At 72.9% G+C, this 26,614-nt stretch carries 25 protein-coding genes; 17 read left to right on the top strand and 8 right to left on the bottom strand.

The features are described 5' to 3' along the window. Positions 1 to 23: 23 nt before the first annotated feature. Complete coding sequence (locus tag ACIA8O_RS23525; RefSeq protein ID WP_396295907.1) at positions 24 to 773, bottom strand: sugar isomerase domain-containing protein; 750 nt, start codon at positions 771 to 773, stop codon at positions 24 to 26. Positions 774 to 991: 218 nt separating this feature from the next. Between ACIA8O_RS23525 and ACIA8O_RS23530 the strand changes: the two genes are divergently transcribed. Continuing rightward, on the top strand, positions 992 to 1,684 hold the full coding sequence (locus ACIA8O_RS23530; RefSeq protein WP_396295908.1) for a metal-dependent transcriptional regulator: 693 nt from the start codon (positions 992 to 994) through the stop codon (positions 1,682 to 1,684). Positions 1,685 to 2,132: 448 nt separating this feature from the next. Here ACIA8O_RS23530 and ACIA8O_RS23535 read toward each other — a convergent pair whose 3' ends face one another. Beyond that, positions 2,133 to 2,828 (bottom strand): bifunctional DNA primase/polymerase, encoded by a 696-nt coding sequence (locus ACIA8O_RS23535; protein WP_396295909.1) that lies wholly within the window; start codon positions 2,826 to 2,828, stop codon positions 2,133 to 2,135. A gap of 375 nt (positions 2,829 to 3,203) precedes the next feature. Here ACIA8O_RS23535 and ACIA8O_RS23540 point away from each other — a divergent pair, with 375 nt between their 5' ends. Together ACIA8O_RS23540 and ACIA8O_RS23545 are read left to right on the top strand one after the other, a co-directional pair. Then, positions 3,204 to 4,580 carry a transcriptional regulator gene (locus ACIA8O_RS23540; protein ID WP_345283854.1) on the top strand — a complete coding sequence of 459 codons (1,377 nt, stop codon included), beginning with the start codon at positions 3,204 to 3,206 and terminating at the stop codon, positions 4,578 to 4,580. Positions 4,581 to 4,734: 154 nt separating this feature from the next. Further along, positions 4,735 to 5,859: a hypothetical protein gene (locus ACIA8O_RS23545; protein WP_396295910.1), complete on the top strand. Its 1,125-nt coding sequence runs from the start codon at positions 4,735 to 4,737 to the stop codon at positions 5,857 to 5,859. Positions 5,860 to 6,070: 211 nt separating this feature from the next. Here ACIA8O_RS23545 and ACIA8O_RS23550 read toward each other — a convergent pair whose 3' ends face one another. Beyond that, positions 6,071 to 7,351 (bottom strand): ABC transporter substrate-binding protein, encoded by a 1,281-nt coding sequence (locus tag ACIA8O_RS23550; RefSeq protein ID WP_396295911.1) that lies wholly within the window; start codon positions 7,349 to 7,351, stop codon positions 6,071 to 6,073. Between the two features lie 261 nt (positions 7,352 to 7,612). On the opposite strand from ACIA8O_RS23550, the gene ACIA8O_RS23555 reads away from it, so the two are divergent. Both ACIA8O_RS23555 and purU read left to right on the top strand, forming a co-directional pair. Further along, positions 7,613 to 8,050, top strand: coding sequence for a hypothetical protein (locus tag ACIA8O_RS23555; protein ID WP_396295912.1), 438 nt, complete (start codon positions 7,613 to 7,615; stop codon positions 8,048 to 8,050). Positions 8,051 to 8,156: 106 nt separating this feature from the next. After that, a complete protein-coding gene (gene purU / locus ACIA8O_RS23560; protein WP_345283861.1) occupies positions 8,157 to 9,023 on the top strand; it encodes a formyltetrahydrofolate deformylase in 867 nt (288 codons plus the stop codon). 84 nt (positions 9,024 to 9,107) lie between these two features. Here the strand turns inward: purU and ACIA8O_RS23565 are convergent, their stop codons facing one another. Both ACIA8O_RS23565 and ACIA8O_RS23570 read right to left on the bottom strand, forming a co-directional pair. Beyond that, a complete protein-coding gene (locus tag ACIA8O_RS23565) occupies positions 9,108 to 10,187 on the bottom strand; it encodes a zf-HC2 domain-containing protein (RefSeq protein ID WP_396295913.1) in 1,080 nt (359 codons plus the stop codon). Next, positions 10,184 to 10,813 carry an RNA polymerase sigma factor gene (locus ACIA8O_RS23570; protein WP_396295914.1) on the bottom strand — a complete coding sequence of 210 codons (630 nt, stop codon included), beginning with the start codon at positions 10,811 to 10,813 and terminating at the stop codon, positions 10,184 to 10,186. Before ACIA8O_RS23570 ends, ACIA8O_RS23565 begins: the two co-directional genes overlap by 4 nt. A 406-nt stretch (positions 10,814 to 11,219) precedes the next feature. Between ACIA8O_RS23570 and ACIA8O_RS23575 the strand changes: the two genes are divergently transcribed. From ACIA8O_RS23575 to ACIA8O_RS23600, 6 genes are all read left to right on the top strand, one after another. Continuing rightward, complete coding sequence (locus ACIA8O_RS23575) at positions 11,220 to 11,690, top strand: ATP-binding protein (RefSeq protein ID WP_396295915.1); 471 nt, start codon at positions 11,220 to 11,222, stop codon at positions 11,688 to 11,690. A gap of 357 nt (positions 11,691 to 12,047) precedes the next feature. After that, positions 12,048 to 13,289 carry an MFS transporter gene (locus ACIA8O_RS23580; RefSeq protein WP_396295916.1) on the top strand — a complete coding sequence of 414 codons (1,242 nt, stop codon included), beginning with the start codon at positions 12,048 to 12,050 and terminating at the stop codon, positions 13,287 to 13,289. A gap of 190 nt (positions 13,290 to 13,479) precedes the next feature. Next, the gene (locus ACIA8O_RS23585) at positions 13,480 to 14,820 is read left to right on the top strand and encodes an MFS transporter (RefSeq protein ID WP_396296141.1); all 1,341 of its coding nucleotides are present in this window, start codon (positions 13,480 to 13,482) and stop codon (positions 14,818 to 14,820) included. Between the two features lie 11 nt (positions 14,821 to 14,831). Further along, positions 14,832 to 15,359, top strand: coding sequence for a GNAT family N-acetyltransferase (locus ACIA8O_RS23590; protein ID WP_396295917.1), 528 nt, complete (start codon positions 14,832 to 14,834; stop codon positions 15,357 to 15,359). 97 nt (positions 15,360 to 15,456) lie between these two features. Beyond that, positions 15,457 to 15,789 carry a DUF4229 domain-containing protein gene (locus ACIA8O_RS23595; protein WP_396295918.1) on the top strand — a complete coding sequence of 111 codons (333 nt, stop codon included), beginning with the start codon at positions 15,457 to 15,459 and terminating at the stop codon, positions 15,787 to 15,789. A gap of 17 nt (positions 15,790 to 15,806) precedes the next feature. Next, complete coding sequence (locus ACIA8O_RS23600; protein WP_396295919.1) at positions 15,807 to 16,835, top strand: LacI family DNA-binding transcriptional regulator; 1,029 nt, start codon at positions 15,807 to 15,809, stop codon at positions 16,833 to 16,835. 266 nt (positions 16,836 to 17,101) lie between these two features. Here the strand turns inward: ACIA8O_RS23600 and ACIA8O_RS23605 are convergent, their stop codons facing one another. After that, positions 17,102 to 18,304, bottom strand: coding sequence for an MFS transporter (locus ACIA8O_RS23605; protein ID WP_396295920.1), 1,203 nt, complete (start codon positions 18,302 to 18,304; stop codon positions 17,102 to 17,104). 254 nt (positions 18,305 to 18,558) lie between these two features. Between ACIA8O_RS23605 and ACIA8O_RS23610 the strand changes: the two genes are divergently transcribed. Beyond that, the gene (locus ACIA8O_RS23610) at positions 18,559 to 20,022 is read left to right on the top strand and encodes a penicillin-binding transpeptidase domain-containing protein (RefSeq protein ID WP_396296142.1); all 1,464 of its coding nucleotides are present in this window, start codon (positions 18,559 to 18,561) and stop codon (positions 20,020 to 20,022) included. A 305-nt stretch (positions 20,023 to 20,327) separates the two neighbouring features. Further along, a complete protein-coding gene (locus ACIA8O_RS23615) occupies positions 20,328 to 21,647 on the top strand; it encodes a dicarboxylate/amino acid:cation symporter (protein WP_396295921.1) in 1,320 nt (439 codons plus the stop codon). An 82-nt stretch (positions 21,648 to 21,729) separates the two neighbouring features. Here the strand turns inward: ACIA8O_RS23615 and ACIA8O_RS23620 are convergent, their stop codons facing one another. After that, a complete protein-coding gene (locus tag ACIA8O_RS23620) occupies positions 21,730 to 22,332 on the bottom strand; it encodes a TetR/AcrR family transcriptional regulator (protein ID WP_396295922.1) in 603 nt (200 codons plus the stop codon). Positions 22,333 to 22,406: 74 nt separating this feature from the next. Between ACIA8O_RS23620 and ACIA8O_RS23625 the strand changes: the two genes are divergently transcribed. Beyond that, the gene (locus tag ACIA8O_RS23625) at positions 22,407 to 22,874 is read left to right on the top strand and encodes a DUF1453 domain-containing protein (protein WP_396295923.1); all 468 of its coding nucleotides are present in this window, start codon (positions 22,407 to 22,409) and stop codon (positions 22,872 to 22,874) included. Between the two features lie 150 nt (positions 22,875 to 23,024). On the opposite strand, the gene ACIA8O_RS23630 is transcribed toward ACIA8O_RS23625, so the two are convergent. Beyond that, on the bottom strand, positions 23,025 to 23,228 hold the full coding sequence (locus ACIA8O_RS23630) for a cold-shock protein (protein WP_345283882.1): 204 nt from the start codon (positions 23,226 to 23,228) through the stop codon (positions 23,025 to 23,027). Between the two features lie 334 nt (positions 23,229 to 23,562). Between ACIA8O_RS23630 and ACIA8O_RS23635 the strand changes: the two genes are divergently transcribed. The 3 genes from ACIA8O_RS23635 (at position 23,563) to ACIA8O_RS23645 (ending at position 26,490) form a co-directional block, all read left to right on the top strand. Further along, positions 23,563 to 24,420 carry a menaquinone biosynthetic enzyme MqnA/MqnD family protein gene (locus tag ACIA8O_RS23635; protein WP_396296143.1) on the top strand — a complete coding sequence of 286 codons (858 nt, stop codon included), beginning with the start codon at positions 23,563 to 23,565 and terminating at the stop codon, positions 24,418 to 24,420. A gap of 244 nt (positions 24,421 to 24,664) precedes the next feature. Next, positions 24,665 to 25,873 (top strand): cyclic dehypoxanthinyl futalosine synthase, encoded by a 1,209-nt coding sequence (gene mqnC, locus ACIA8O_RS23640; RefSeq protein ID WP_396295924.1) that lies wholly within the window; start codon positions 24,665 to 24,667, stop codon positions 25,871 to 25,873. 17 nt (positions 25,874 to 25,890) lie between these two features. After that, positions 25,891 to 26,490, top strand: coding sequence for a hypothetical protein (locus ACIA8O_RS23645; protein WP_396295925.1), 600 nt, complete (start codon positions 25,891 to 25,893; stop codon positions 26,488 to 26,490). The last annotated feature ends 124 nt before the right edge of the window (positions 26,491 to 26,614 follow it).

Raw genomic sequence — 26,614 nt, forward strand, 5'->3', positions numbered from 1 at the left:
GGGAACTGACGGATCGAGGGGGGTCAGAAGCTGTAGTAGATGCGCTCCGCGTTGTCCGCCATCACCTTGACGTTCCACTCGGTGCCGCCGTCCACGTTCCCGGACCGGAAGAGCGGGGGCGTGACGCCCCGGTCGGCCAGCTTGCCGACCGCGGAGGCCACCACGGACTGCATCAGCGCGCTGGTGACGATGGTGGAGACGGAGCCGAAGGTGGTGCCGGCGCCGGGGTGGGAGAGCTCGCCGTCGCCGACCGCGATCTTGCTGTCCAGGACCACGTCGCAGTGGTCCTTGAGGTAGGTGCCGGTGGGGTGGTTGGAGCTCACCTCGGCCGGATAGGCCAGCGAGGTCACGCCGATCACCGAGAGCCCGCGGGCCCGGGCGTGCTGGGCCAGCTCCACCGGCATCACCTGGCGGCCGGAGAGCGAGATCACGAAGAGCAGGTCCCCGGCCCGGGCCGGGGTGAGGTCCAGGGTGGTGGTGGCCAGGCCGGAGACCCGCTCCAGGGCGCTGCCCAGGTTGGCCGGCATCACGTTCACCCCGGTCATGCCGGGCACGTTCAGCAGGTTGACCACCACCAGGCCGCCGGCCCGGTAGACCACGTCCTGGGCGGCCAGCGAGGAGTGCCCGGCCCCGAAGGCGAAGATCCGGCGGCCCTCCTCGACGGCCTCGGCGAGCAGCACGGCGGCCCGGTCGATCGACTCCGCCTCCTCCGTCCGGATCCGGTGCAGGTGCTCCACCGCCGCGTCGAAGTACTGCCCGACCAGGTCGCTCATCAGATCTCCGTACCGTGGGGGCGGCCCGTGGTCCAGACCGCAGTTTGGGAGAAAGCTACGGCGAGCACGGTGCGGCCTGGGGGCGGCGGCTGTCAACAGTGACGAAATCGCCGCGGGGGTTACGGAAAGCCCGGGAACATGGGGTCCGGCGGCCGTCGTTGTCCCCGGGGTACGTCAGAATTGTCGGTGAGGACACCGAAGAACGGGAGCCAGCGGCGATGTCTGGGCTGATCGACACCACAGAGATGTACCTCCGCACCATTCTGGAGCTGGAGGAAGAGGGCATCGTGCCGATGCGGGCCCGGATCGCGGAGCGGCTGGAGCAGAGCGGCCCGACGGTCAGTCAGACCGTCGGCCGGATGGAGCGCGACGGCCTGCTCCAGGTCGCGGGCGACCGCCACCTCGAGCTGACCGAGGAGGGCCGCCTGCTGGCGGTCCGGGTGATGCGCAAGCACCGCATCGCCGAGTGCCTGCTGGTCGACGTGATCGGCCTGGAGTGGGAGCAGGTGCACGAGGAGGCCTGCCGCTGGGAGCACGTGATGAGCGAGACGGTCGAGCGCAAGGTGCTCGCCATGCTCGGTCACCCCACCCAGTCCCCGTACGGGAACCCGATCCCGGGCCTGGACGAGCTCGGGGACACCCGGGCCGAGGGCGAGGGCCACGACGCCTCGCTGGTCGCGCTGGACGCGGTCCGCCCGGGCGAGGGCGGCGTGGACGTGGTGGTCCGCCGGATCGGCGAGCCGATCCAGAACGACGAGGGCCTGATGCTCACCCTGCGCCGGGCCGGCATCCGCCCGGGCACCACGGTCAAGGTCTCCACCGGCGTCGGCGGCCTGCTGGTCGGTACGGGGGAGAACGCGGCCGAGCTCCCCAAGGACATCGCCGCCCACCTCTTCGTCGCCGAGGTCTGACCTCTCCCGGGCCGGCGGTCCCGCCGGCCCCCGGAAGCGCTTGTGAGCCCGGTGCGTCCCCTTCGCACCGGGCCCTCTGCCCCCCGCTTCCCCTCCGGTCCCCCGGTCCCTCCCTGGAGAGCCCCCCCGATCCGCCTCACTCGGCTTCCCCGTCCGAGCGCCCCTCCGGCGTTCCTCTCGGTGGAGTTCCTCCCCTCGGCAGATCGCGGCAATCCTTGAGCGTTGTCACTCGTACGAGCGGCTTCCACGGGTGATCACCGGGTAGACCGGTCTCTTATCCGCCTCCACGCGTGACGGGCCCCGCCCCCGGTGGGGGACGGGGCCCGTCCGCGGTGCGCGGTGATCCCGCGCGGTGCGCGCCCTCACCCGATAGGCGTAGAGCGGCAGTTCGAGGGCCGTCCGGGTTGACGCTCCGTCAATCCGCGGCGGGCGCCGACGGGCCGCCCGGTCAGCGGCCCGCCGTGGCCGGAGCGCCCTGCGGACGCAGGGGCGCGGCCTCCCGTCCGCAGGCGTACGCCAGCGGACTGATCAGGTCCTGGGCGTCCGGCAGCCAGCGGTTCATCTCGGACGGCGGCCGGGCCCAGCGGGCCGAGCTGAACAGGCCGACCCGGGAGGACGGGCCGACGATCCAGTCGCCCTCGCCGCGCGCCACCATGTCGAGCCGCCCCGGGGCCCAGCCGAGCCGGCGGAGCATCTCGGGCAGCTTGGCGACCACGCCGGGCAGCACCAGGAAGAGCAGCCGCCGCCCCGTGGTGCCGGTGGTGGCGGGGGTGGAGACCACCGGGCCGAGCTGGAGGCTGAGCCGCTCCATCCGGGCCAGCGCCAGGCAACCGGCCATCTCCGGCACGTCCAGCACGTCGAAGAACCGGCCGGTGGGCAGCAGGATCGAGCCCTCCGGGTTCTCCGTCCACCACTTGCGGACGATCCCCGGGCCCGCGCTGGCCTTGCGCCGCCACTCCGGGCCGGTCGGGTGGGCGCCGGGCAGTTCGCAGCGCGGGTCACCGCAGGAGCAGCGCGCCGGGCCGTCGCCCTCGATCAGCCAGCAGCCCTGCGCCACCTCCCAGTGCCGGTCCTCGACGTAGCTGACGGCCTCGATGAGCAGCGGGGGCAGGCCCGACCTGGGCGTTTGGGGGGTCTCTTCCACGTGCTGCTCAACTACCGTCCGTGAGTGGGGTTACGGGCTGTGCCGGGCCCGGTTGTGCGCGGGCCCCGATGTCACCCCAACCGGTGACACGGCGGCGCCCGGACCGGGCTCCGGCGGAGCCGGAACGCAACTGCCGCTTGGGTTCCGGGTGTTCGGGGCGGGGTAGAGGTGGAACAGGCTCCTGACGGCGCAACAGGGGGCGCACGGGGGCATTTGGCAGGGCGCGTGGGGGTCGGGCCAGTCACCGTGGGTATCCCGCTGGCGTTGCTGATCGCTAACCTGCACTCAGAAGCCTTAACCGGTCGGCACGTCGGCAACCGAGCAGCATAATCGTCGCCCGCCGGTCAGGGCCGGGGGCGTGGGGAGGCGAAGCCCATGGCCGCAAGAGCACTCGTCGCACGGCAGCCCAACGAGCGTCTGCAGCAGCTGATCCAGGAAGCGAGCTGCTCGAACGCGGGCCTCGCCCGCCGGGTGAACCTCTGTGGCGCCGAGCACGGCCTCGACCTGCGCTACGACAAGACCTCGGTCGCCCGCTGGCTACGCGGCCAGCAGCCGCGCGGCCAGGCCCCGGCGGTCATCGCCGAGGCGCTCGGCCGCAAGCTCGGCCGCAGCGTCACGGTCGAGGAGATCGGGATGGCCGACGGCAAGAACCTCAGCTCGGGCATCGGGCTGCAGTTCGCCGCCACCCTCAGCGGAGCACTGGACCAGGTCTGCGAGCTCTGGCGCAGCGACGTCGGCCGCCGGGAGTTCCTCTCCGGCGCCACGGTCGCGGCCTCCGCGCTGGTCGAGCCCAGCCGGGACTGGCTGATCACCCCGCCCGACCCCTCGGTGGCCCGGGCCGGCGGCCCCCGGGTCGGCCCGGCGGACGTCGCGGCGATCCGGGCCACCACCCAGATGCTGGTCGACCTCGACCACCGCTTCGGCAGCGGCCACGTCCGCCCCGTGGTCGTGCACTACCTCAACAGCGTGGTCTCCGGCCTGCTCGGCGGCGCCTACCGCGAGCAGACCGGGCGTCAACTCTTCGCCGCCGTCGCACGGTTGACGGAGCTGGCGGGCTACATGGCGGTGGACACCGGCCAGCCCGGGCTGGCCCAGCGCTACTACATCCAGGCCCTGCGGCTGGCCCAGGCCGCCGACGATCGCGGCTACGGCGGCTACGTGCTCGCCGCCTCGATGAGCCACCTGGCCGCAGCCCTCGGCAACCCCCGCGAGATCGCCCAGCTCGCCCGCGCCGCCCAGGAGGGCGCCCGCTCGGTGGCCACCCCCACCGCGATGGCGATGTTCTACGCCGCCGAGGCCCGCGGCCACGCCCTGCTCGGCGACGTCCGCTCCTGCGAGGCGGTGGCCGCCAAGGCACTGGCCGCCATGGAGCAGCGCAACCCCGAGGACGACCCGGACTGGATCGTGCACTTCGACGAGGCCTACCTGGCCGACGAGTTGGCGCACTGCCACCGGGACCTGGAGCAGGCCGTGCAGGCCGAGAAGTACGCCCGCACCGCCCTGGAGCTGCACCCGCCCACCCGGGTCCGGCGCCGCGCGGTCGACCTGGTCCTGCTGGCCACCGCCCAGCTCCAGCAGCGGGACGTCGAGCGGGCCTGCGAGACCGGCACCCAGGCCGTCCGGCTGCTCAGCGGGCTGCGCTCCAACCGGGGCGTGGAGTACCTGGACGAGTTCCGCCGCCGCCTGGAGCCGTACCGCAGCCACCGCGCGGTGCGGGAGTTCCAGGCCAGGATCGAGGTGGAGGCAGCGTGAGAGGTGCCGGGGCGCGTAGTCACGGCTGAGGGGTACGGGGTAGGTTGGGGGCCGATAGTCGGCGTTCCGGCGCGGTCAGGGGCACAGCGAGCGCGCGGTAGACCGAGAGAGGCCCGCGGTGCGGACGCAGGCCGTGCACAGGTGAGGAATCCCGTTGAGCCAGCGCCGCTCGTACAACAACTCCGGCGACTTCAACCTGGACGATCTGTTCCGTCCGGAGCCCGACGCCGCCCAGCAGGCGGCTCAGCAGTCCGCGCCGCCGGTCCAGCAGGGCTTCCCGACGGGGCAGTTCCAGGGCGGCCCGGAGTACGCCCCGCCGGCGCACGGGGTCCCTCCGCAGGCGGCGGCCCCGGCCGCCCCGGCAGACGCCTCGCAGGCCACCCAGTACCTGCCGCCGTACCCGACCGGCCAGCCGGTGGGCGGGCAGCCGATGCCGGGTCAGCAGACGTACGGCGGGCAGGGGTTCGGCGCGCCGCAGCAGTTCGGTGAGCCGTCGCAGCATCCGCAGCAGCAGTACGGCGAGCCGCAGCAGTCCTACGGCGGGCAGACCTTCGGCGGGCAGCAGGGCTTCCCGGCCGCCGCGGCGACCCAGCAGTACCCGGCCCCGCCCTCCTACGGGGCCCAGGCGCCCGAGAGCGGGCGCCGCGGGGTCGACAAGCGGGTGGTCATCGGCGGCGGCGTGGTGGCCGCCCTGGCCGTCGTGGGCATCGTGATCGCCCTGTCCGGCGGTGGCGGCGAGGGCGAGGGCACCGACAAGAAGGCGACCACCGCCTCCTCCTCCGCCAAGCCCAGCTCCGGGGCCTCGGCCGGCTCCGGCGCGGCCGTCAGCCCCGAGGTGAAGGCCCAGGCCGAGGCGCTCTCCGCCCTGCTCGGCGACGCCAACGCCAGCCGCACGGCGGTGGTCAACGCCGTCGGGTCGGTGCGCAAGTGCGAGAAGCTCCCGGAGTCGCAGGCGGCGCTGGACCAGGCGGCGCAGCAGCGCGACAAGCTGGTCAGCGGGCTGGCCGCGCTCAAGGTCGACCAGCTGCCGAGCGGAGCCGCCCTGGCCGAGCAGCTCAAGAAGGCCTGGGAGGCCTCGGCCAACGCCGACCGCGAGTACGCCCTGTGGGCGGCGGACTCGATCGTGGCCTGCGACCCGGCCAAGAAGGACAACCAGCACCTCAAGAACGGCGACGCGGCGAGCGGCACCGCCACCACCGCCAAGAACCAGGCCAGCACCCTCTGGAACGCGATCGCCGCCCAGACCGGGCTCCCGGCCAAGACCGCCATCGAGCTCTGACGGGGCGCGAGGGACGTAGGTGGTCATGCCGGGGGCGCGAGGAACTGCGCGCTTCGGGAGGCGGCCCACCTGCAACTGAAGCACCGTCAGCCGGTTGCAGGTGCTGCCGTTCCCCTGCGCGCAGTTCCCCGCGCCCCCGGGGTAACCACGTACGTCCCTGGCGCCTCCCGGGTGACCACGTACGTTCCCCGGACCCCGGAGGGGGTGGGTGTCAGCCGGCGAGGGTGGTGCGGACGTCGACGAAGCCCTCGCGCTGGAGGGTGAGGCGGCCGCCCTGGACGCGCTGGAAGGTGACGGAGGTGTTGACCAGGCGGGGGGAGTCGGCGCTGGGGAGCATGTTGGTCATGCCCCAGCTGAGGGCCGGGGTGGCGCCGCCGGTCTCGATCGGCTCGCCGCTGTCCAGCACGCTGCGCAGCGCCTTCGACGTCAGCTGCTTCTCGTTCCCGGCCCGCTCGACCGCCGTCCGCAGGACCTCGTACGCGACCCAGGTGGTCTGCACGCCGGGGTCGGAGACGTCGATCACGGCCCCCTCGGCCCGCTGCCGCACGGTGCTCCGCAGCACGTTCCAGACGTGCGAGGACTCCGGCGGGTACCAGCCGGTCGCGTAGGCGCCGCCGAGCGGGCCGTTGTCGCCGCCGGTGGAGTCGACCACGGACTGCTGGAAGCTGCCGATCACCGAGGCCAGCTGGGTGCGCTTGGGCTCCAGGCGGCGGAACGGGTCGAGCAGGTTGGCGGTCGGTTCGGCGCCGAGCGCGGCGACCGCGCAGTTGCCGGCCTTGTCGTCGCCGATGGCCTTCTTGGCGATGGAGGTGTAGTCGTTCGACCGCTCCGGCGCCTTGATGTCGTTGATCTTGATGCCGGAGCCCTTGAGCGCCCCGCCGAGGTAGCCGAGCAGGGTGTCGCCGGCCCGGGTGTCGGGGCGGATCAGCGCGACGGTCCGGCAGCCGGCCTCGGTGAGCTGCCGTCCGCTGCCCGCGATCAGCGCGGGGGTGCCGCCGGAGACGGGGTAGGAGAGCGGGCTGCTGAACTCCGGGGTGGAGAGCCCGTAGCCGCCGATGTACGGGATGCCGGCCTTCTCCAGGACCGGGATGTAGCTGTCGCCGTACTGGCTGTACGAGCCGACCACGGCCAGCGCGCGCTCGGCCACCGCCTGCTCGGCGCAGGCGGCCGCGCCGTCGGGGGAGTTCTGCTCGTTGCAGGTGAGCACCTTGACCTTGCGGCCGAACAGGCCGCCGGTGGAGTTCAGCTCGCGGCCGATCGCCTCGGCCAGCGCGGTCATGCCGGGGCGGTCGGTGGCGCCGGTGCCGGAGGGGGCCCAGGTCATCACCGTCAGCTCCTCGGCCCCGGCCGCGTCGGCGGGGCCGCCGCAGGCGGAGAGGAGTGCGGGCAGCAGCAGGGCGGCGGTGACCGCGGCGGCGGTGCGGCGGCGTCGGCCACCCGGACCTGCGGTGTCGGTCGACGGCGTGTGGTCGGGCGATCCGCTGCGCCTCATGATGCTCTGCCCCTCCTCGGACGTGCAGGCCTGGTCGGCCCCGGGTTCAGGTTCGACCGGTCAGGGTGCGCAGGAGGGGATGAAAAGCGAACGACCGGCAAACGAGGACGGAACTCCGAGTGCTCGCGTTGCGCGACGCGGGTAGAACGTGCAATGTCCGGGCACGTAGCATCGATGCCCATGTCCGCGAGTACAAGTTCTTCGCATCGTTCGGCCCGAACCTCTTCTCGGACCGGGCACGGCTCCAGCACGATGGGCGGCATGCCGATCAACGACCTGCCGTGGTGGCGCTGGCGCGCCCGGATCCGCTCGGCCCTGCACATGCTCGCCGATCCCGACTTCCAGCAGCGCACCTGGCTGGCCGGCCAGGAGGGCTACGGCGACGTGACCGACGCCGTCTACCGCCTGGTCGAGGACAGCTGGCTGGACCGCTGGCCGGCCGAGAAGTACGTGGGTGCCATGCTGCGCGACGCGGAGGAGGCCGCCCTGGTGGACGCCGCCGTGCTGGCGGTGCTCCGGGTGCTGCACGAGGTCGGCGCGGACGCCCCGGCCTCCGCCTACCTCGGGCACCCCGGCTGGCCCGCCGCGGTGGCGGCCTCGCGCGAGGCACACGTTCGGCTGACGTTGGCGGACGGCGAGGACCCGGCCGAGCCGCCGCGCTCGCTGGAGGTGCTGCGGATCCTCACCCGGGTCGGCTGAGCCCGGTCCGCGGGCCGCTGTCCCGCAGTGCGGTCAGCGGGGCGGAGCGCGTCCGGAATGTGAAACCCTGGACGACCCGCCCCGCGACCCAGGAACGGAACGCCCCGTGGACCAGCAGACCGCCAGCGCCCAGTACGTCCTCACGCTGTCCTGCCCGGACAAGCAGGGGATCGTGCACGCGGTCTCCAGCTACCTGTTCATGACGGGGTGCAACATCATCGACAGCCAGCAGTTCGGCGACGCCGACAGCGGGCTGTTCTTCATGCGGGTGCACTTCGCCGCCGAACACCCCGTCAGCACCGAGAAGCTGCGGGCCAGTTTCGCCGCGATCGGGGCCTCCTTCCGGATGGACTGGCAGATCACCCCGAGCAGCGAGCGGATGCGGGTGGTGCTGATGGTCTCCAAGTTCGGCCACTGCCTGAACGACCTGCTGTTCCGCACCCGGATCGGCGCGCTGCCGGTGGAGATCGCCGCGGTGGTCTCCAACCACACCGACTTCCGCGAGCTGACCGAGTCCTACGGCATCCCCTTCCACCACCTGCCGGTGAACCGGGAGAACAAGGCCGAGGCCGAGCAGCAGCTGCTCGATCTGGTCGCCGCCGAGCAGGTCGACCTGGTGGTGCTGGCCCGCTACATGCAGGTCCTCTCGGACGACCTGTGCAAGGCGCTGGCCGGACGGGTCATCAACATCCACCACTCCTTCCTGCCGAGCTTCAAGGGCGCCAAGCCCTACCACCAGGCGCACACCCGGGGCGTGAAGCTGATCGGCGCCACCGCCCACTACGTGACCGCCGACCTGGACGAGGGCCCGATCATCGAGCAGGAGGTGGCCCGGGTCACCCACGACGTGACGCCGGACCAGCTGGTCGCGCTCGGCCGGGACGTGGAGTGCCAGGCGCTGGCCCGGGCGGTCAAGTGGCACAGCGAGCGCCGGGTGCTGCTGAACGGCAGCCGCACGGTGGTCTTCGCCTGACGGCCTGACGGCCTGACGGTCTGACGGCCTGACGGCCTGACGGCCTGACGGCCTGACGGCCTGACCGGCCCGGGGCCGCCGGCCTCACGGACGGGAGAGCAGCGGGGCGGCCCTGAGCAGTTCGGCGATCGCGCCGCGGTCCCCGTGCTGCCCGGCCGGGATCCGCTCCGGACTCCGGTGAGCGGCCGCCAGCGAGCAGAACTCCAGTCCGTCCAGCACCAGTTCGGCCACCGGCGGCCCCTCGGCCGCCGTCCCGTCCAGCGGTGCCAGCCACTCCCCGGCGGCCGGCCCGTCGATCACCAGCCGGACCACCCGCCCGGGGCGCCCGGCACCGGGGGTACCCGCGGCGGCCAGGGCCAGCGGCAGCATCCGGGCCGCCAGGTCCACCATCAGCCGCAGGTGCCGGGCCAGCGGCGGCGGGTACGGGTAGTCCACCGCGCGGGCGATGTCCTCGCCGTGCACCCAGGTCTCGAAGGCCCGGTCCACGAAGGCGTCCCGCAGCGGCAGCCGGGCGAAGCCGTAGTCCACCGCCGCCGCACCCCGCGGCCGCAGTGCGGCGCCGCGCACCAGCGCGTGCCCCTGCTCCCGCCAGCGGTCCCGGACGGCCGCCGCCTCCTGCACGCGCTGGGCGGCCAGCAGCCGCCCGGTCCGTTCCAGCACGGCCGCGGCGGGGGAGCGCTGCTCGGGGATCCACGGCAGCGCCGCCCCGGGGACGGCGTCCGGCACGGGGTCGGGCAGGCCGAGCGCCGGGGCCAGGTACCCGTCCACCGCCGTCAGGTGGGCCAGCACCTCGGCCGGGCGCCAGCGCTCCACCCCGCCGTGCCACGGGAGTTCGGCCACCTCCTGCCACTCCTGCGGGCCGAGGTCGCGCAGCAGGGCGTCCAGCTTGGCGGTCTCCGCCGCGTAGGGCGCCGCCCAGGCCGGGACCGGGAGTTCGGGCGCGCGGCGGGCCAGGCACCAGTCCAGCACCTGCTGACGGAGCGTCTCGGACGGCTCCAGCGGGTCCTCGGCCGCGAGCCGCCCGGCGGCTTCCCGCAGCCGCACCGCCTCCTCCGCGCACTCCGGACACCCGTCCAGGTGACGGCCCACCTCCGCCGCCTCCCGCCGGGGGCAGGCGTCCAGGGCCCACGCCCCGAGCAGGGACCGGTACTCCTCGTGGGTCATTGCGGTGCCTCGGGGGAATCGGTTACGCCTTCGGGGGCGCGGGGAACTGCGCGGGTCGGAAGGCGGCTCGCCTGCACCTGAGGGCACGTCAGCCGGTTGCAGGTGCTGCCGTTCCCCTGCGCGCAGTTCCCCGCGCCCCCGCAGGCACGACCACTCACGAGCTGAAGGGCGCGGCGGAGCCGTTCCTTGACGGTCCGTTCGTCGGTGCCCAGGCGGCGGGCCGTCTCGCGGTAGTCGTGGCCGTCCAGCCAGGCCAGGGCGACGGTCTCGCGCAGGTGGCCGGGCAGTGCGTCGACGACCTCGGAGGCCCGTCCGCGGGACGGCGGCCCCTCGGGTCCGTGCTCCAGCCGCAGCCGGTCCAGGGCCCGCCGCCGGGTGAGCGCCCCCAGCCAGGCCCGCAGCGAACCGCGGCGCGGGTCGAAGGACTCGGGGTGCTCCCAGAGTTGGGCGAAGACCTCGCGGGTGAGCTGCTCGGCGGCGTCCTGGTCGGCGAGGATGCGGCCGGCCAGGCCGTGCACCAGCGGGGCGGTCCGGTCGTAGAGCTCGGCCAGGGCGGTCTCCTCGCCCCGGGCCAGCCGCCGGTGGATCCGTTCGTCCCAGCTCGGCGGCGGTGCGGCGCTCTCCACCGGACCACGGTAGCCCGCAGGGGTGGACGGGTGGGGGGAATCGTACGAAGAAGTTTCGATTCGTCAGTTGGTGGAGGTGGTACCGCCATTCGATGTTCGAGTGGTGGTGGACACATGTAGGAAGGGTGGTTCGCTCGTGGCGGTCGTCAGATCCGAGCCGCCGCGCGGTACCTTTCGTCATGCCCGGAGCACCCTCGACGAGCAGGTGGGCACGGGTGGCCGGACGCCCGTCGGTTCGACGGTCGCCAGGGTGAGCGGGACAGTATGCACTGCACTGTCCTTCTGACGCTGGAATATGCCCGAAGCGCTTGCTGCGAATGTCCGGCCGGACCATTCTGAGGCGTATTCGTGACGGGGCCGAGGCCGGTCCGACCGGGCCTCGAACTGCGAGTGCGGGTGGTGAGCGGTGCAGGTACTTCAGGTCCAGCTGGCGGTGCGGCCCGACCCGGCGGAGGTCGGGAGGGCCCGGCGATGGGTGCGGTCACGGTTCCAGGGCCACGGGCTCGATCCGGACGCCCCGCTGGCCGAGACGCTGGTCCTGGTGGTCTCCGAACTGGTCACCAACGCGGTGGTGCACACCGGCTCCCCGGCGGTGCTCCGGCTCTCCCTGCCGCTGGCCGGAGGTGACGGCGCGTCGGCGCCGACCCGGGTCCGGGTCGAGGTGGCCGACGGCAGCACCAGTGCGCCGGTGCCGCGGCACGCCTCCGGGGACGCCACCAACGGGCGCGGCCTGGAGCTGGTCGAGCTGCTCTGCGAGAGCTGGGGCTGGTTCCCGGACGGCTCCGGCAAGCGGGTCTGGTGCGAGATCGCGGGCTGCTCGGCGGACCTCCCGGCGCTGGAGGGGGCGGGCGGCTCCGGGGGCGCACTGATCGCCTAGCCATCGGGCGTGCGCCCCCCTGCGCCCGGTAAATGCGCCGCAACCATTCCGAATTTCCGACAACCCATTGACGTGACGTATCCGACTGATCACTCTTGGGTGCAGTTCTCCGTCGTGAGGGGACGCCGAGGGAGCACCGGGTGCGGTCAGCATGGGGGATCAGCAGCTGCCGAGCGCCCGGCCGGCCCTTCCTCGGCGAGCACGGAGCACTCGGAGTGCGGGATTCAGGGCCCGCGCCCACGGTCGGGCGGCGGCGGAACAGCGGCCGCCGTCCGACCGCCGCCCGGCCGCCGAAGCTGCGGGATCGTGACCCTAAATCGCTGGCGTGTCCAAGTGGTCTGGACCAAAACTGCTGGGGTGACGCTCCCCGAAACACAGGTCCCCACCGTCGCCGCCCCGGCCGATGACCAACCCGCCATCTGGTCCCGGAACTTCCGCTACTACTTCACCGCCCGCAGCTCCGGCCTGCTCGGTGACGCGATGCTCCCCGTCGCGGTCTCCGCCGGACTGATCGGCGCCGGCCACGGCCTCGGCACCGTCGGCTTCGCCCTGGCCTTCCTGTTCGCCCCGTTCGCCGGCTTCGTGCTCTTCGGCGGCGTGCTGGCCGACCGCTTCACCGCCCGGCGGATGATGATCGCCGCCGACCTCACCAACCTCACCACCCGGGCCCTGCTCGCCGTCCTTTTCTTCCGCGGCATCGACCAGCTCTGGCACCTCTACGTGCTGCTCGCGATGGCCGGCACCGCCGCCGCGATGTTCCAGCCCGGCGCCGCCTCCACCGTCCCCCTGGTCGCCCGCGACGTCCAGGGCGCCAACGGCGTGCTCCGCACCTCCGAGGCCCTCACCACCCTGATCGGCCCGGCCCTGGCCGGCGTCCTGGTCGGCGCCGCCGCCACCGGCTGGGTGATGGTCATCGCCGCCGTCACCTTCGGCATCAGCGCGATCTGCCTCTTCCTGCTCCGGCTCGGCCCCGTCCCCGCCCCGCCGCCGGGGGACAGCCTCTGGCGCAACCTGGTGGTCGGCTGGCACGAGTTCCGCTCCCGCAGCTGGCTCTGGGGCGTGATCCTGATCTGGATGGCGTTCACCGTCTTCTCCTGGGGACCGCTGCAGCCGATCTCGGCCGGGCTGGTGGTGCCCGAGCACGGCTCCACCGTGTTCGGCGTGCTCAACTGCGCCCTCGGCGCGGGCACCGTGGCCGGGGGGCTGCTCGCCATCCGCTACAAGCCCGAACGGCCGCTCGCCGCAGGGGCGGTGGCCATGGCCGTCTTCCCGCTCTACCCCGTCGGCCTGGTGGCCGGCTGGCCGGTCTGGCTGCTCGGGGTCGCCCAGTTCGTGGTCGGCATCGGCCTCACCTTCTGGAGCGTCATGTGGGCCACCAGCGTCCAGACCCAGGTCCCGGGCGAGGTCCTCAACCGCATCCACGCCTACGAGGTGGCCGGCTCCGTCTGCATGTTCCCCGTCGGCAGCGCCCTCGCCGGCCCCGCCACCACCGCCTTCGGCACCACCCGCACCCTCGAACTCGGCATCCTGGTCGCCCTGCTGACCGTTGCGGCGCTCCTGCTGGCACGGCCGGTACGGAAACTGCGGAGAGTGGCCTAGGGGAGCGAGGAACTGCGTGCAGGGGAACGGCAGCACGTGCAACCGGCTGACGTGCCCTCAGCTGCAGGTGGGCCGCCTTCCGACCCGCGCAGTTCCCCGCGCCCCCGAGGCGTGGCCAGTTCCGCTTTCACCTGTGCGAACTGCACGTTGAACGGATATCCCGTGTACGTCGCAGACGCCGCTCCCTACGCTGTCGGCCGTGACCAGACCCAGTGAACGCACCCGCGCCCCACGTCTCCACTACGCCTGGGTGGTGGCGGCGGTCGCCCTCCTGGTGCTGGTCGGCTCGGCCGGGTTCCGGTCCACGCCGGGGCTGATGATGGACGCGCTGCACGTGGAGTTCGGCTGGTCCCACGCCACCGTGGCCGGCGCGGTCTCGGTGAACCTCACCCTGTTCGGCCTGACGGCCCCGTTCGCCGCCGCCCTGATGGACCGCTTCGGCGTCCGCCTGGTGGTGGTCTGCGCCCTGCTGACGATCTCGGTCGGGGCCGGCCTCACCGTGATGATGACCGAGAGCTGGCAGCTGATCCTCTGTTGGGGCGTGATGGTCGGCCTCGGATCCGGTTCGATGGCGGGGGCCTTCGCCACCACCGTCACCGGTCGCTGGTTCGCCGCCCGCCAGGGCCTGGTCACCGGCGTGCTGACGGCCGCCGGGGCGGCGGGCAACCTGGTCTTCATGCCGCTGCTCGCCTGGATGGTGCAGACCCAGGGCTGGCGCACCGCCGTCGTGGTGGTCTCGATCAGCGCGACCGTGGTGGCCGTCCCGGTGCTGCTGTTGATGCGTGAGCGCCCGTCCGACCTCGGTCTGCTGCCGTACGGCGCGACCGAGGCGCCCGAGGTGCCGAAGGTGGAGGGTAGCGCGATCCTGCGCAGTCTGCGGGTGCTGCGGCGCTCCCTCACCGACCGGGCGTTCTGGCTGCTGGGGAGCTCGTTCGCGATCTGCGGGGCGACCACCGCCGGGCTGGTCGGCACCCACTTCATCCCGGCCGCACACGACCACGGCATGCCGGTCACCACCGCGGCGAGCCTGCTCGCCCTGGTCGGCGTCTTCGACGTGGTCGGGACGGTGGCCAGCGGCTGGTTCACGGACCGCTTCGACTCCCGGGTGCTGCTGGTCAGTTACTACGGTCTGCGCGGGGTCTCGCTGTTCCTGCTGCCGCAGCTGTTCGCCGGCTCGCTGCAGCCGCCGATCCTGGCCTTCATCATCTTCTACGGCCTGGACTGGGTGGCCACCGTGCCGCCGACCATCGCGCTCTGCCGCCGCGAGTTCGGCGCGGACGCCCCGGTGGTGTTCGGCTGGGTGCTGGCCTGTCACCAGATCGGCGCGGCGGTGGTCGCCGGGCTCGCCGGTCTGGCCCGCGACAGCTTCGGTGACTACGACCTGACCTGGTACGCCGCGGGCGGGCTCTGTGCGGTGGCCGTGGTGCTCTGCCTGGCCCTCGGCCCGGGCATCTCCCGCCCCACCCCGCCCCCCACCCCGGCCGACGCGCACCACGAGGCCACCCCGAGGGCGGCCGTCACCGCCGACTAGGCTCGGGGATCATGACCCTCTCCTTCACCCTGGCCCCCGAGCTGACGCCCGAGCTGCGCGCCGAGATCATCACGCTCTGGACGGACGTCACCAACGCGGGCGGCGCGGTCGGCTTCGTCGCCCCAGTGACGGAGGACCAGGTCTGGGTCACCGCCGAGAAGCAGTTCGGCGGCACCGGCCCGGGCCAGCCGGACGTGCTGCTGACCGGCCGCGAGCCGGAGACCGGACGGCTGGCCGCGATGCTGTTCTTCGAGTCGATGCGCTTCGACCTCATGGAGCACTGGAGGATGCTCAAGCGCGTCATGGTGCACCCGGACTTCCAGGGGCGCGGCTACGGGGCCGAACTGCTCGCTGAGGCGGCCCGGGTGGCCACCGGCTGGGGTCTGACGGGCCTTCGGCTGACCCTGCGCGGCGGGCACGGGCTGGAGCGGTTCTACGGGAGCTGCGGCTACACCGAGGTCGGCCGGGTGCCCGGGGCGATCCGGGTCGCGCCCGGGGACGACCGCGACGACGTCACCATGTGGCTCCCGCTCGCCTGAACGAAGGTCACCACGGGACCCTGGCGCTTCCGGGGCGTCGGGTCGTGTTTCACTGGACTGCCGTGCCAGCCGTACCCCCGCCGTGAAGGACACCACCGTGAGCAGCCAGAAGCACGCCACGCTCCGCTACACCTCGATGCGGATCAGCATCTTCCTGTCCTGCCTGCTGATCTCCCTGGTGCTCGGCCACTACGGGATCATCCCGGTGACCGGCAACACCGGCGTGGTCTTCCTGGTGCTGATCGCCGGTGTGGTCTCGGCGCCGCTCAGCTACGTCCTGCTCAGCAAGCAGCGGGACGCGATGTCGGCGCAGCTGGCCGACAAGGTCGCCGCCCGCCGGGCCCGTTCGGCCGCCGTCGCGGCCCAGGAGGACGCGGCCGACGACGCGGCCCGCGCCGCCGAGGCGGCCCGCACCACCACCGCCAACTGACCGCTCCCGTCCGCCCGATGACCACCCCCGAGCCCGCCGCAGCGCCGCGCCGTCCGACCGGGCGGGACGTGGCCCGGCTGGCCGGGGTGTCGCAGGCCACCGTCTCGCTGGTGTTCTCCGGCTCGGAGGCGGGCCAGCGGGTCTCCCCGGCGACCCGGGAGCGGGTCCGCGAGGCGGCCCGGGAACTGGGCTACCGGCCGCAGGCGGCGGGCCGTCAGCTCCGGCTGGGCCGCAGCGGGATGATCCTGCTGGCGGTGCCGAACATGCTCGGGCCGTTCTTCGGCCGGGTGCTGGTCGGGGTGCACGAGGAGGCCGGGCGGCACGGGCTGGCCGTGGTGGTCAGCTCGGGCTGGGGGAGCGCGACGCTGGCCGAGGCCGCCACCACCGGCCGCTTCGACGGCCTGCTGGTCTGCTCCCCCGACGACAGCCAGCTGGGCGCACTGCCCCCCGACACCCCCGTGGTCTTCCTGGACGCCGACCCGGCGCTGGCCGATCCGGAGACCGGCCGCACCCGGCCGACCGTGGAACTGGACGTGGCGGGCGGCATGCGGGCGGCCGTGGAGCACCTGGCCGGGCTCGGCCACCGCCGGATCGGCCACCTGCGCTCGACCCACTCCGCGTACACCTTCCGGCTCCGGCAGGCCGCCTTCGAGCGGGCCGCCCGCGGCCTCGAAGTCATCGAGCTGGGCGTCACCCTGAACGACGGTCAGCGGGCCGCCCGGGAGGTGGCGCGGGAGCTGCTGTCCAGGCCGGACCGGCCGCACGCGGTGGTCTGCGACGACGACGTGGTGGCCTCCGGGCTCTACCAGGCCGCGGCCGAGCTGGGCCTGCGGATCCCGGACGACGTCTCGGTGGTCGGCATGGACAACATCCCGGTGGCCGACCTGCTGGCCCCGCCGCTCACCACCGTCGACCTGCCCGGCGAAGAGCTGGGCCGGGCCGGGGCGGCCGCGCTGGCCGCACTGCTGCGCGGCGAGCCCGCCGGGCCCGTGCCACCGCTGGCCACCCGCCTGGTCCACCGCAGCTCCACCCGACCGGCCACCTGACCGCTCCGCTACGTGGCCATCCCGGGGGTGCAAGGACGTACGTGGTTACACCAGGGGCGCGGGGACGTTACGCGGTCGCCCCGGGGGCGCGAGGACGTACGTGGTTACACCGGGGGCGCGAGGAACTGCGCGAGTCGGAAGGCGGCTCATCTGCAACTGAACCGCCGTCAGTCAGTTGCCGGTGCTGCCTTTCCACTGTGCGCAGTTCCTCGCGCCCCTGGTGTAACCACTTTCGCCCGCCGGTCGATCGTGCTGCCGTTCCCCCGCTACGCCGCCGCGACGAGGGGAGCGGGCGTCGGCATCGGGTGGAAGAGCCGGCGGGCGCCCAGCAGGAGGAGGCCGCCGAGGGCGATGCCGCCGGCCGCGCAGAGGGCGACGCCGGGGAGGGTGGATTCGGCCAGGGCGCCGGAGACGGCGTAGCCCGCTGCGTTGCCGGTGGCGAACAGCGTGATCAGCCAGGCGAAGGCCTCCGTCACCGTCCCGGTCGGCGCCAGCTCGGCGATGAGCACGAAGGCGGCCGCCAGCAGCGGGGCCAGCCCGACCCCGGAGAGCAGGGCCAGGGCGGCCATCGGCCCGGGGGAGGGGAGGAGGAGCAGCGGCAGGTAGGAGGCGGCCATGGCCAGGGCGATCACCCAGGTGCGGGTCGCGGTGGTGCTGCGCCACTTCACGGCGCCGTAGCCGAGTGCCCCGACCAGTCCGCCGAGGGCGGCGAGCGCCAGCAGGGTCCCGGCGCCGCCGGGGAGCCCGTCGGGGTGCTGTTCGGCGTAGGCGATGAAGAGGACGTTCTGCGCGCCGACCGCCCAGCCGGCTCCGGCCAGGCCGAGCAGGAGGAGGACGAGGCCGGGCGAGCGCAGCGGGCCGAGCAGGCCGGAGGAGGCGTGCCGGGCGGGGGCGCGCCAGGCGCGGGACGGGGCGGAGGTGGCGACGACCAGGGCGCCGAGCAGTCCGAGCCCGGCGGCGGTCCACAGGGCGACGGTGGGGGAGGCGCCGGCGGCGATCCCGGCGACGGCCAACGGGCCTGCCACGTAGAGGAGTTGCTGGGTGGCGGAGTCGAAGGCGTAGGCGGTGTCGAGCTGTTCCTCCGTCACCACCTCGGGCCAGAGCGAGCGCAGGCAGGGCTCCAGCGGCGGCATGGCCAGCCCGGCCACCGCGGCTCCGAGGGGGGCGGCCCAGGCCGAGCCGGGGGCCAGGGCGAGCAGTGCGTACCCGCCGCCGGCCACCACGGCGGAGGCGAGCAGCACCCGGGGCTGTCCGGTCCGGTCCACGATCCGCCCGAGTACCGGGCCGCCGATCGCGGCGGCGATGGCGTAGGCGGCGGTGGCCAGTCCGATCCGGCTGTAGGGGGTGCCGGCCTCGCGCAGGGCGAGGGCGATCACCAGGGCGGTCATCCCGGCGGGGAGGCGGCCGAGCAGGGTGCCGCCCAGGAGACGGGTGACGTGGGGGGCGCGGAGCAGGGCGAGGTAGCCCATCGGATTCGGTCTCCCGGGGCAGGCGTGAGCAGGGGGTGGCAAGCCCTTAAGTTATACGTATAACCAGACCGGGGTCAATCTCGCTCCGGGCCACGGCCGGGAACCGGGGCCGATCGTTCGTCGTCTGACAGACCGACAGCTGATGACGCACCAGGCCGCCAGGGACACCGGCCGCGACCAGCCGCCGCACGGAAGGGAAGCCGTGGCCCGGCGGCGGGACGGAACGGATGAAGAAGAGCGCGAGTCGAGACGCCATGGCCACCCCGCTGCGCCGGGCCTCGCTGTTCTGCCTGCTGCTGGTGCTGGCCCTGATGGGCCGCGCCACCTGGCTCGCGGTGGCCAAGGCCGACGAGTACACCAACAATCCGGCCAACGCGCGGCTCGCCATCGACCGCTACTCCCAGCCGCTCGGCAACATCCTGGTCGGCGGGCAGCCCGTCACCGGCTCCACCGCCACCGAGGGCTCGCTGGCCTACAAGCGCAGCTATGCGGACGGCCCGCTCTACGCCCCCGTCACCGGCTACACCTCCCAGGCCTACGGCAGCAACCAGCTGGAGAACCTCTACGCCGACCTGCTCGACGGCTCCGACCCCCGGCTGGCCGGCCCGGTCGACCGGGTCACCGACCAGCTGACCCGGACCCGTCCGGCCGGCGGCGACGTGGTCACCACCATCGACCCGGCGGTGCAGAAGGCCGCCTGGGACGCGCTCGGCGGCAAGCAGGGCGCGGCGGTGGCGATCGACCCGGCCACCGGCCACATCCTGGCGCTGGTCTCCACCCCGTCCTACGACCCGTCGGGGATCACCGGCCGCGACCGGGCGGCCGGGCAGGAGTGGCAGCGGCTCGGCGCCGACCAGGGCCGGGCGATGGTCAACGGCGCGCTGCGCACCACGCTGGCCCCCGGCTCCACCTTCAAGCTGGTGGTGGCCGCGGCCGCGCTGGAGAACGGCCTGTACAAGGACGTGGACACCCCGACCGACAGTCCCAACCCGTACACCCTGCCGAACACCCGCACCGTGCTCACCAACGAGAACGCCTCCGCGCCCTGTCTGAACGCCACCCTGCGGACGGCCCTGGAGTACTCCTGCAACAACGTCTTCGCCAAGGCCGCGGCCGACCTGGGTGAGGCCAAACTCACCGACCAGGCACAGAAGTTGGGCTTCAACCTGACCAAGCAGGACGTCCCGGTGCGGGCGGCCACCAGCGTCTACCCGTCGGGGATGGAGCCCTCGCAGGTGGCGCTCACCGGCATCGGGCAGTTCTCGGTGACGGCCACCCCGCTGCAGATGGCGATGGTCTCGGCGGCGATCGCCAACGACGGGGTGCTGATGAAGCCCTTCGAGGTGGACCGGCTGACCGACCACTCCGGCCGCACCGTCCAGCAGTTCGACCCCGAGCGGCAGTCGCAGGCGATGAGCGCGCGGACCGCCGGGCAGCTGCGCTCGGCGATGGTCTCGGTGGTCACCGACGGCACCGGGAAGGCGGCCCGGATCCCCGGGCTCACCGTCGGCGGCAAGACCGGCACCGCGCAGAACGGCGTGGACAACTCCGGCATCCCGTACGCCTGGTTCACCTCCTACGCGGAGGACGGCAAGGGCCGGAAGATCGCCACCGCGGCCGTGGTGCTCAACGGCTCCAAGGACCGGGACGAGATCACCGGCGGCGGGCTGGCCGGGCCGGTGGCCAAGGCGATGACCCAGGCCCGCCTGGGGAAGTAGGACGAACGGACCTGACCGTCCCGGGGTGGTTCGTGGTCACATTTGAAAGTAGTACTTTGAACATCTCAAAGGTTTGTTGCTACTGTACTGACCATGACCACCCCAGGCGCCTTCCGGATGCGTGACGCGAGCACCCCGCTCGCGCCCTCCGTGTGCCTGAACACCGCTGTGGACAACGGCTGTCGCTGCGTCAGCTGTATCCCGGCGGCACGTCGCGCCTGAGCTCCTCCCCGCTCCGTACAGCCGTGTCGCCCGTCCCTCCCCAGGTCGCCCTCCTCACCCACTCCCCTCGGAGCCGCATCGCCATGTCCACAGCAGCCCCCGCGCCCTCCTTCCTGCAGAAGGTCCGTCAGACCCCGTTCTGGGTGCAGATCGTCGGCGGCCTGGTCCTCGGCCTCCTCCTGGGCTACGTCGCCCGGGTCCAGGACGTCTCCTGGCTGACCACCACCCTGGACACCATCGGCAAGACCTTCGTCCAGCTGCTCAAGCTGGCCGTCCCGCCGCTGGTCTTCACCGCGATCGTGGTCTCGGTCGCCAACCTGCGCAACGTCACCAACGCCGCCCGGCTGGCCGGCCGCACCCTGCTCTGGTTCCTGATCACCTCGCTGATCGCGGTCGGCGTCGGTCTCGGCCTCGGCCTGCTCACCGACCCGGGCAAGGGCGCCTCGCTCTCCACCGAGGGCCTCAAGGCCCCCAAGGACGCGGGTACTTGGGTCGACTTCCTGACCGGCATCGTCCCGACCAACATCGCCGACGCCTTCCTGGAGGTGAACGTCCTCCAGATCGTCTTCCTCGGCGTGGTGGTCGGCGCCGCCATCCTGAAGATCGGCGAGAAGGCCGAGCCGGTCCGCAAGCTCAGCGAGTCCGTCCTCGACCTCACCCAGACCGCCCTGTGGTGGGTCATCCGGCTCGCCCCGCTCGGCACCCTCGGCCTGATCGGCAAGTCCGTCGCCAAGTACGGCTGGGACCTGCTCGGCCCGTTCGCCACGCTGACCATCGACATCTACGTCGGCTGCGCGATCGTCCTGTTCGGCGTCTACTCGCTGCTGCTGCGCTTCGCCGCCGGCCTCAACCCGGTCAACTTCTTCCGCGGCGCCTGGCCCGCGATCCAGCTGGCCTTCGTCTCCCGCTCCTCCGTCGGCACCCTGCCGGTCACCCGCCGGGTCACCGAGCGGCTCGGCGTCCCGAGCGAGTACGCCTCCTTCGCGGTCCCGTTCGGCGCCACCACCAAGATGGACGGCTGCGCCTCGATCTACCCGTCGCTGGCCGCGATCTTCGTCGCCCAGGTCTACGGCATCGACCTCGGCATCGGCGACTACCTGCTGATCGCCTTCGTCTCGGTCATCGGCTCCGCGGCCACCGCCGGCCTCACCGGCGCGATCGTGATGCTGACCCTCACCCTCTCCACCCTGGGCCTCCCGCTGGAGGGCGTCGGCCTGCTGCTGGCCATCGACCCGATCCTCGACATGATCCGCACCGCCACCAACGTGGCCGGGCAGTCGGTCGTCCCGATCCTGGTCTCCGCCCGCGAGAAGACCCTCGACCTCACCGCCTACAACAACCCCACCGGTGACCTGCTCACCGAGGACGCCCCGCGCGGCGGGAAGGTCGCCGTCGCGGCCTGACGCTCCATCGCCTGACGGCCCGTCTCCCCACCGGGGAGGCGGGCCGTCGCGCTGTTGCCGCCGGTCGGCCGTCGGCGGGCGGTCAGCTGAAGCGCAGGTGGGCGCGCAGGACGCGCCGCATCAGGGCGGGGGTGACCCGGTCCGGCTCCAGGACGGCCTGGAAGGTGAGGCCGTCGAGGAGGGCGGAGAGGCGGTGGGCCTCCAGCGGGACGTCCAGGTCGGCGGGGAGGGCGCCCGAGGTGACGGCGCCGGTGAGGAGCTTGGCCAGGACGGTGCGCAGGGAGTCCTGGAGCTTGCGGGCGTAGGGGCGGAGTGCGGGCCTGGTGTGGCCGGCGGTGGTGAAGGCCAGCCAGAGTTCGGCCTCCTCGCGGCGGGTGGCGTCCAGCGGGAGGAACTCCTCCAGCAGGGCCACGGCGCGCTGCCGGTGGTCCCCGTCCGTCTCGGCCAGCAGGCGGCGGACGGCGGCGGTGACCCGGGTGTCGATCCGGGCGACCAACTCCCGCATGGTGAACAGGATCAGCTCGTCGTGGTCGGCGAAGTAGTGCCGGACGGAGCCGATCGCCAGCCCGGCCTCCTCGGCGACGTTGCGCAGCGAGGCGGCGGCCAGCCCGTCCCGGGCGGCGACCCGCAGGACGGCTGCGGCGACGGCGGCGCGGCGCTCGTCCGGGTCCACGATCTTGGGCATGTTGCCGTTATAGCACGGGTGGGCTACATTCACTTTTCGTAGCACGGCCGTGCTACGAAACGATGGGGGGCGACGTGAACGGTTGGCCGGTGGCGGTGCTGGTGCTCGCCGGAGTGGTGGTCGTGGCGGTGCGGCGGGTGCGCGGCGAACCGCTCGACCTGCGGGGGCTGGTGGCGGTGCCGGTGGTCCTGACCGTGCTCGGCCTCTCCTCGCTGCTCCGCGCCGAGGGTCTGACCGGCACCGACTACGTCCTGGCCGTCCCGGGCCTGCTGCTCGGCCTCGGCTCCGGCGCCGTGCGCGGCACCACCGTCCGGCTCTCGGTCAGGGACGGGGTGCTCCACCAGCACTACACCGTCCGCACCTTCGCGGTGCTGCTGCTCTCCGCCGCCGCGATGGCCGGCTACGGCCTGCTCGCCACCCGCCTCGGCCTGCACCACGAGGCCCGGCCGACCGAACTCGGCCTCGGGGTCAGCTTCCTGGGGGAGTCTGCGGTCCTGGTGCTGCGCGGGCTGGCCACCGGAGCGCCGTTCGCCCGGTCCTGAGGCCACGTCGGGAAAAGGCAGGGGGCCCGCCCGGGTCCGAAGACTCGGTGGGCCCCCTTGGTACTGCTCGTCATGCTCTTGCTGACGACCCGTCGGGCCGTCGCCGGACCCAGCAGGGGTCCAGAGCGATCAGATCATCGGGAGGATGAATCAGATAGCGGTGACGTTCTCCGCCTGCGGGCCCTTCGGGCCCTGGGTGACGTCGAACGAGACCGCCTGGTTCTCCTCCAGCGAGCGGAAACCGTTCGCGTTGATGGCGGAGTAGTGGACGAAGACGTCGGGGCCGCCGCCATCCTGGGCGATGAAGCCGAAGCCCTTCTCAGCGTTGAACCACTTGACGGTTCCCTGAGCCATGCCGTTCTCCTTGCGAGGGACGTTTCGGAGACCACACCGTGTGGCATCCGGTCCGCTGCGCTGATCGCCCCGCCTCCGGAGTGGGTCCGGAGTTTTTCGATAAAGCTGAAAAACTACAAAAAGCCCGCGGTTACATGCTCCGCAGGCTTCAAGTACTGCAAGGGGAATCAAACTGCAACTGAGTGGAACGGTAGCACGCAGAGGCGGCCCCGACCAGGGGTGACCAAAGCCACGTCAGGTGTGTGTCGCGTGTGTGTCGTGGGTGCCCGGTGACCGGTGCCGAGCCGGGCAGGCATACCCTGCGAACAGTGCTTCAAACGGGCAGCTCGGAAGGATCAACGTGACCGTCGCGGTAAGGCCCCGAGTGGGACATATCCAGTTCCTCAACTGTCTTCCCCTCTACTGGGGTCTGGCCAGAACCGGCAACCTGCTCGACCTCGACCTCAGCAAGGACACCCCCGAGAAGCTGAGTGACCAGTTGGTGAACGGAGCTCTCGACATCGGCCCGATCACCTGCGTGGAGTACCTGCGGCACGCCGACCGGCTGGTCGTGCTCCCCGACATCGCAGTCGGCAGCGACGGGCCGGTGATGTCCTGCGTGATCGTCAGCAAGCTTCCGCTGCACGAGCTGGACGGCAAGCGCGTCGCGCTCGGCTCCACCTCGCGGACCTCGGTGCGGCTGGCCCGGCTGCTGCTGGAGGAGCGCGAGGGAGTCCGGCCCGAGTACTTCTCCAGCCCGCCGGACCTGGAGCTGATGCTCGCCGACGCGGACGCCGCCGTGCTCATCGGGGACCCGGCGCTGCGGGCCTCGCTGGAGCAGGCGCCGCGGCAGGGGCTGGCGGTGCACGACCTCGGCGAGATGTGGAAGGACTGGACGGGGCTGCCGTTCGTCTTCGCGGTCTGGGCCGCGCGGCGGGAGTACGCCGAGAGCCACCCCGAGGTGGTGGCCGCCGTGCACCGCGCCTTCCTGGAGTCGCGGGACCTCTCGCTGACGGAGGCCCCGCTGGTCGCCGAACAGGCGGCGCGGTGGGAGGAGTTCGACGCCCCGCTGCTGGAGCGGTACTTCACCGAGGCCCTCGACTTCTCCCTGGGCGAGCGCCAGCTGGCCGGCATCGCCGAGTTCGCCCGCCGCACCGGCCACGACTCCGGCTTCGCCCCGGACGTCCAGGTGACGCTCCTGCAGCCCGTCTGACGCCCGTTCGGGAGCGCCCCGCAGGGGCGCGAGGCTCTGCGATCTGCGGCTCCGCCGCGGGGCGCGCAGGGGAACGGCAGCACGTGCAACTGGCTGACGGCGGTTCAGTTGCCGGTGGGCCGCCTTCCGCCTCGCGCAGTTCCTCGCGCCCCCGGGGTGACCACCAACCCGCGCCCCCGAGGTCGTGCACGCCCTGGCGTAGGCTAGGCCGGTCCGACGTCGGAGAAAAGAAGGGCCAGCAAAGGTGTCCGAGCAGAACCTTTCCGCCACTGACCTGCAGGCCGTCCTCGACCGTGCGGCGGCCGGTGGCCGGATCACCCCGGAAGAGGCGCTCGACCTCTACCGGTCGGCCCCGCTGCACGCCCTCGGCTCCGCCGCCGACACCGTCCGCCGCCGCCGCTACGCGGGTACCGAGCACATCGCGACGTACATCATCGAGCGGAACATCAACTACACCAACGTCTGCGTGACGGCCTGCAAGTTCTGCGCCTTCTACGTGGCGCCGAAGAGCGACAAGGGCTGGTCCCGCGACCTCGACGAGATCCTCCGCCGCTGCGCCGAGACCGTCGAACTGGGCGGCACCCAGGTGATGTTCCAGGGCGGCCACCACCCGGACTACGGGGTGGAGTACTACGAGACCGCGTTCGCCGCGATCAAGAAGGACTTCCCGCAGCTGGTGATCCACTCCCTCGGGGCCTCCGAGGTCGAGCACATGGCGCGGATCTCCAAGGTCTCGATCGAGGAGGCCATCACTCGGATCCACCAGGCCGGCCTGGACTCCTTCGCGGGGGCCGGCGCCGAGCTGCTGCCGGAGCGGCCGCGCAAGGCGATCGCCCCGCTGAAGGAGTCCGGCGAGCGCTGGCTGGAGATCATGGAGGCCGCGCACGGCCTGGGCGTGGAGTCCACCTCCACCATGCTGATGGGCACCGGCGAGACCAACGCGGAGCGGATCGAGCACCTGCGGATGATCCGCGAGGTGCAGGACCGCACCGGCGGCTTCCGGGCGTTCATCCCGTACACCTACCAGCCGCAGAACAACCACCTCAAGGGCCGGACCCAGGCCACCGTCTTCGAGTACCTGCGGATGATCTCGATCGCCCGCCTGTTCCTCGACAACGTGGCGCACATCCAGGGCTCCTGGCTCACCACCGGCAAGGAGGCCGGCCAGCTCTCGCTGCACTACGGGGCCGACGACCTCGGCTCGGTGATGCTGGAGGAGAACGTGGTCTCGGCCGCCGGGGCCAAGCACCGGTCGAACCTGACCGAGCTGATCCACCTGATCCGGGCCGCCGACCGCACCCCGGCGCAGCGCTCCACCACCTACCAGCACCTGCGGGTGCTGGACGACCCGGCGAACGACCCGGTCGACCCGCGGGTGGCCTCGCACATCGCCTCCACCGCGATCGAGGGCGGCACCGCGCACCCCGAGCTGAAGATCCTCTCCACCACCTGATCCGGGGTCGGAACCTGATGCGCACCCTGCACCGGGCGGCCCTCCTGCTGTCCGACCCCACCGCCCCGCCGGTCCCCGACGGGGCGGTGCTGGTCGACGGCGGCACCGTGCTGGCGTTCGGCCCGTACGCGGCGCTGGACCGCGAGGGCGCCCGGGAGCGGGACTGGGGCGGGCTGCTGACGCCCGGTCTGCTCAACCCGTACGGTGCCTGGCTGCTGGAGACCGCGTACCACCCGGACCCGCGGGAGGGGCTGGGCAGCGAGCCGCTGGAGTTGCCGGAGGTCGCGCCGGAGCGGCGCGGGCCGAGCGCCCGGCTGGGGCTGCAGCGGCTGCTGGCGCACGGGGTGACGGCGGTGGCCGGTCCGTTCGCGCTGCCCGCGGTACGGACCGCGGTGGCCCGTTCGGGGCTGCACGCGGTGCCGGGCGACGGCGGCCGGGGCGGGCTGGACCCGCTGACGGACCGTCCGCTCGCCCGGGCGGCGCACCGTCCGCTGACGGCCGGCGGGGCGGCCGACTTCGCGGTCTTCGACGTGTCGTCCGTCACGGAGCTGGAGCGCGGCGGGGCGGCCTGCCTGGCCACCGTGCTGGGCGGGCGGCTGCTCTACCGCCGCCGCTGAGCGGCGTCCAGCGGTGTGCCACCGGGTCGGCCGGACTCCGTCAGGTGGGGCCCCGTCCGACGGGGCGTCAACTGGACATAACCGCACTAACCCCCGCTTCGCTCACGTGAACTGATGGTCCCTC

This window comes from Kitasatospora sp. NPDC051853 (assembly GCF_044452665.1).
Lineage (GTDB): Bacteria > Actinomycetota > Actinomycetes > Streptomycetales > Streptomycetaceae > Kitasatospora.

What these genes read in the sequence shown, in the direction of transcription:
- ACIA8O_RS23600 (WP_396295919.1), top strand. Translation starts at nt 15,807, where the DNA reads ATGACCACCCCCGAGCCCGCCGCAGCGCCGCGCCGTCCGACCGGGCGG.
- ACIA8O_RS23525 (WP_396295907.1), bottom strand. Translation starts at nt 773, where the DNA reads ATGAGCGACCTGGTCGGGCAGTACTTCGACGCGGCGGTGGAGCACCTG.
- ACIA8O_RS23630 (WP_345283882.1), bottom strand. Translation starts at nt 23,228, where the DNA reads ATGGCTCAGGGAACCGTCAAGTGGTTCAACGCTGAGAAGGGCTTCGGC.
- ACIA8O_RS23610 (WP_396296142.1), top strand. Translation starts at nt 18,559, where the DNA reads ATGGCCACCCCGCTGCGCCGGGCCTCGCTGTTCTGCCTGCTGCTGGTG.
- ACIA8O_RS23555 (WP_396295912.1), top strand. Translation starts at nt 7,613, where the DNA reads ATGCCGATCAACGACCTGCCGTGGTGGCGCTGGCGCGCCCGGATCCGC.
- ACIA8O_RS23550 (WP_396295911.1), bottom strand. Translation starts at nt 7,351, where the DNA reads ATGAGGCGCAGCGGATCGCCCGACCACACGCCGTCGACCGACACCGCA.
- ACIA8O_RS23590 (WP_396295917.1), top strand. Translation starts at nt 14,832, where the DNA reads ATGACCCTCTCCTTCACCCTGGCCCCCGAGCTGACGCCCGAGCTGCGC.
- ACIA8O_RS23645 (WP_396295925.1), top strand. Translation starts at nt 25,891, where the DNA reads ATGCGCACCCTGCACCGGGCGGCCCTCCTGCTGTCCGACCCCACCGCC.
- ACIA8O_RS23565 (WP_396295913.1), bottom strand. Translation starts at nt 10,187, where the DNA reads ATGACCCACGAGGAGTACCGGTCCCTGCTCGGGGCGTGGGCCCTGGAC.
- ACIA8O_RS23605 (WP_396295920.1), bottom strand. Translation starts at nt 18,304, where the DNA reads ATGGGCTACCTCGCCCTGCTCCGCGCCCCCCACGTCACCCGTCTCCTG.
- ACIA8O_RS23530 (WP_396295908.1), top strand. Translation starts at nt 992, where the DNA reads ATGTCTGGGCTGATCGACACCACAGAGATGTACCTCCGCACCATTCTG.
- ACIA8O_RS23540 (WP_345283854.1), top strand. Translation starts at nt 3,204, where the DNA reads ATGGCCGCAAGAGCACTCGTCGCACGGCAGCCCAACGAGCGTCTGCAG.
- ACIA8O_RS23615 (WP_396295921.1), top strand. Translation starts at nt 20,328, where the DNA reads ATGTCCACAGCAGCCCCCGCGCCCTCCTTCCTGCAGAAGGTCCGTCAG.
- ACIA8O_RS23620 (WP_396295922.1), bottom strand. Translation starts at nt 22,332, where the DNA reads ATGCCCAAGATCGTGGACCCGGACGAGCGCCGCGCCGCCGTCGCCGCA.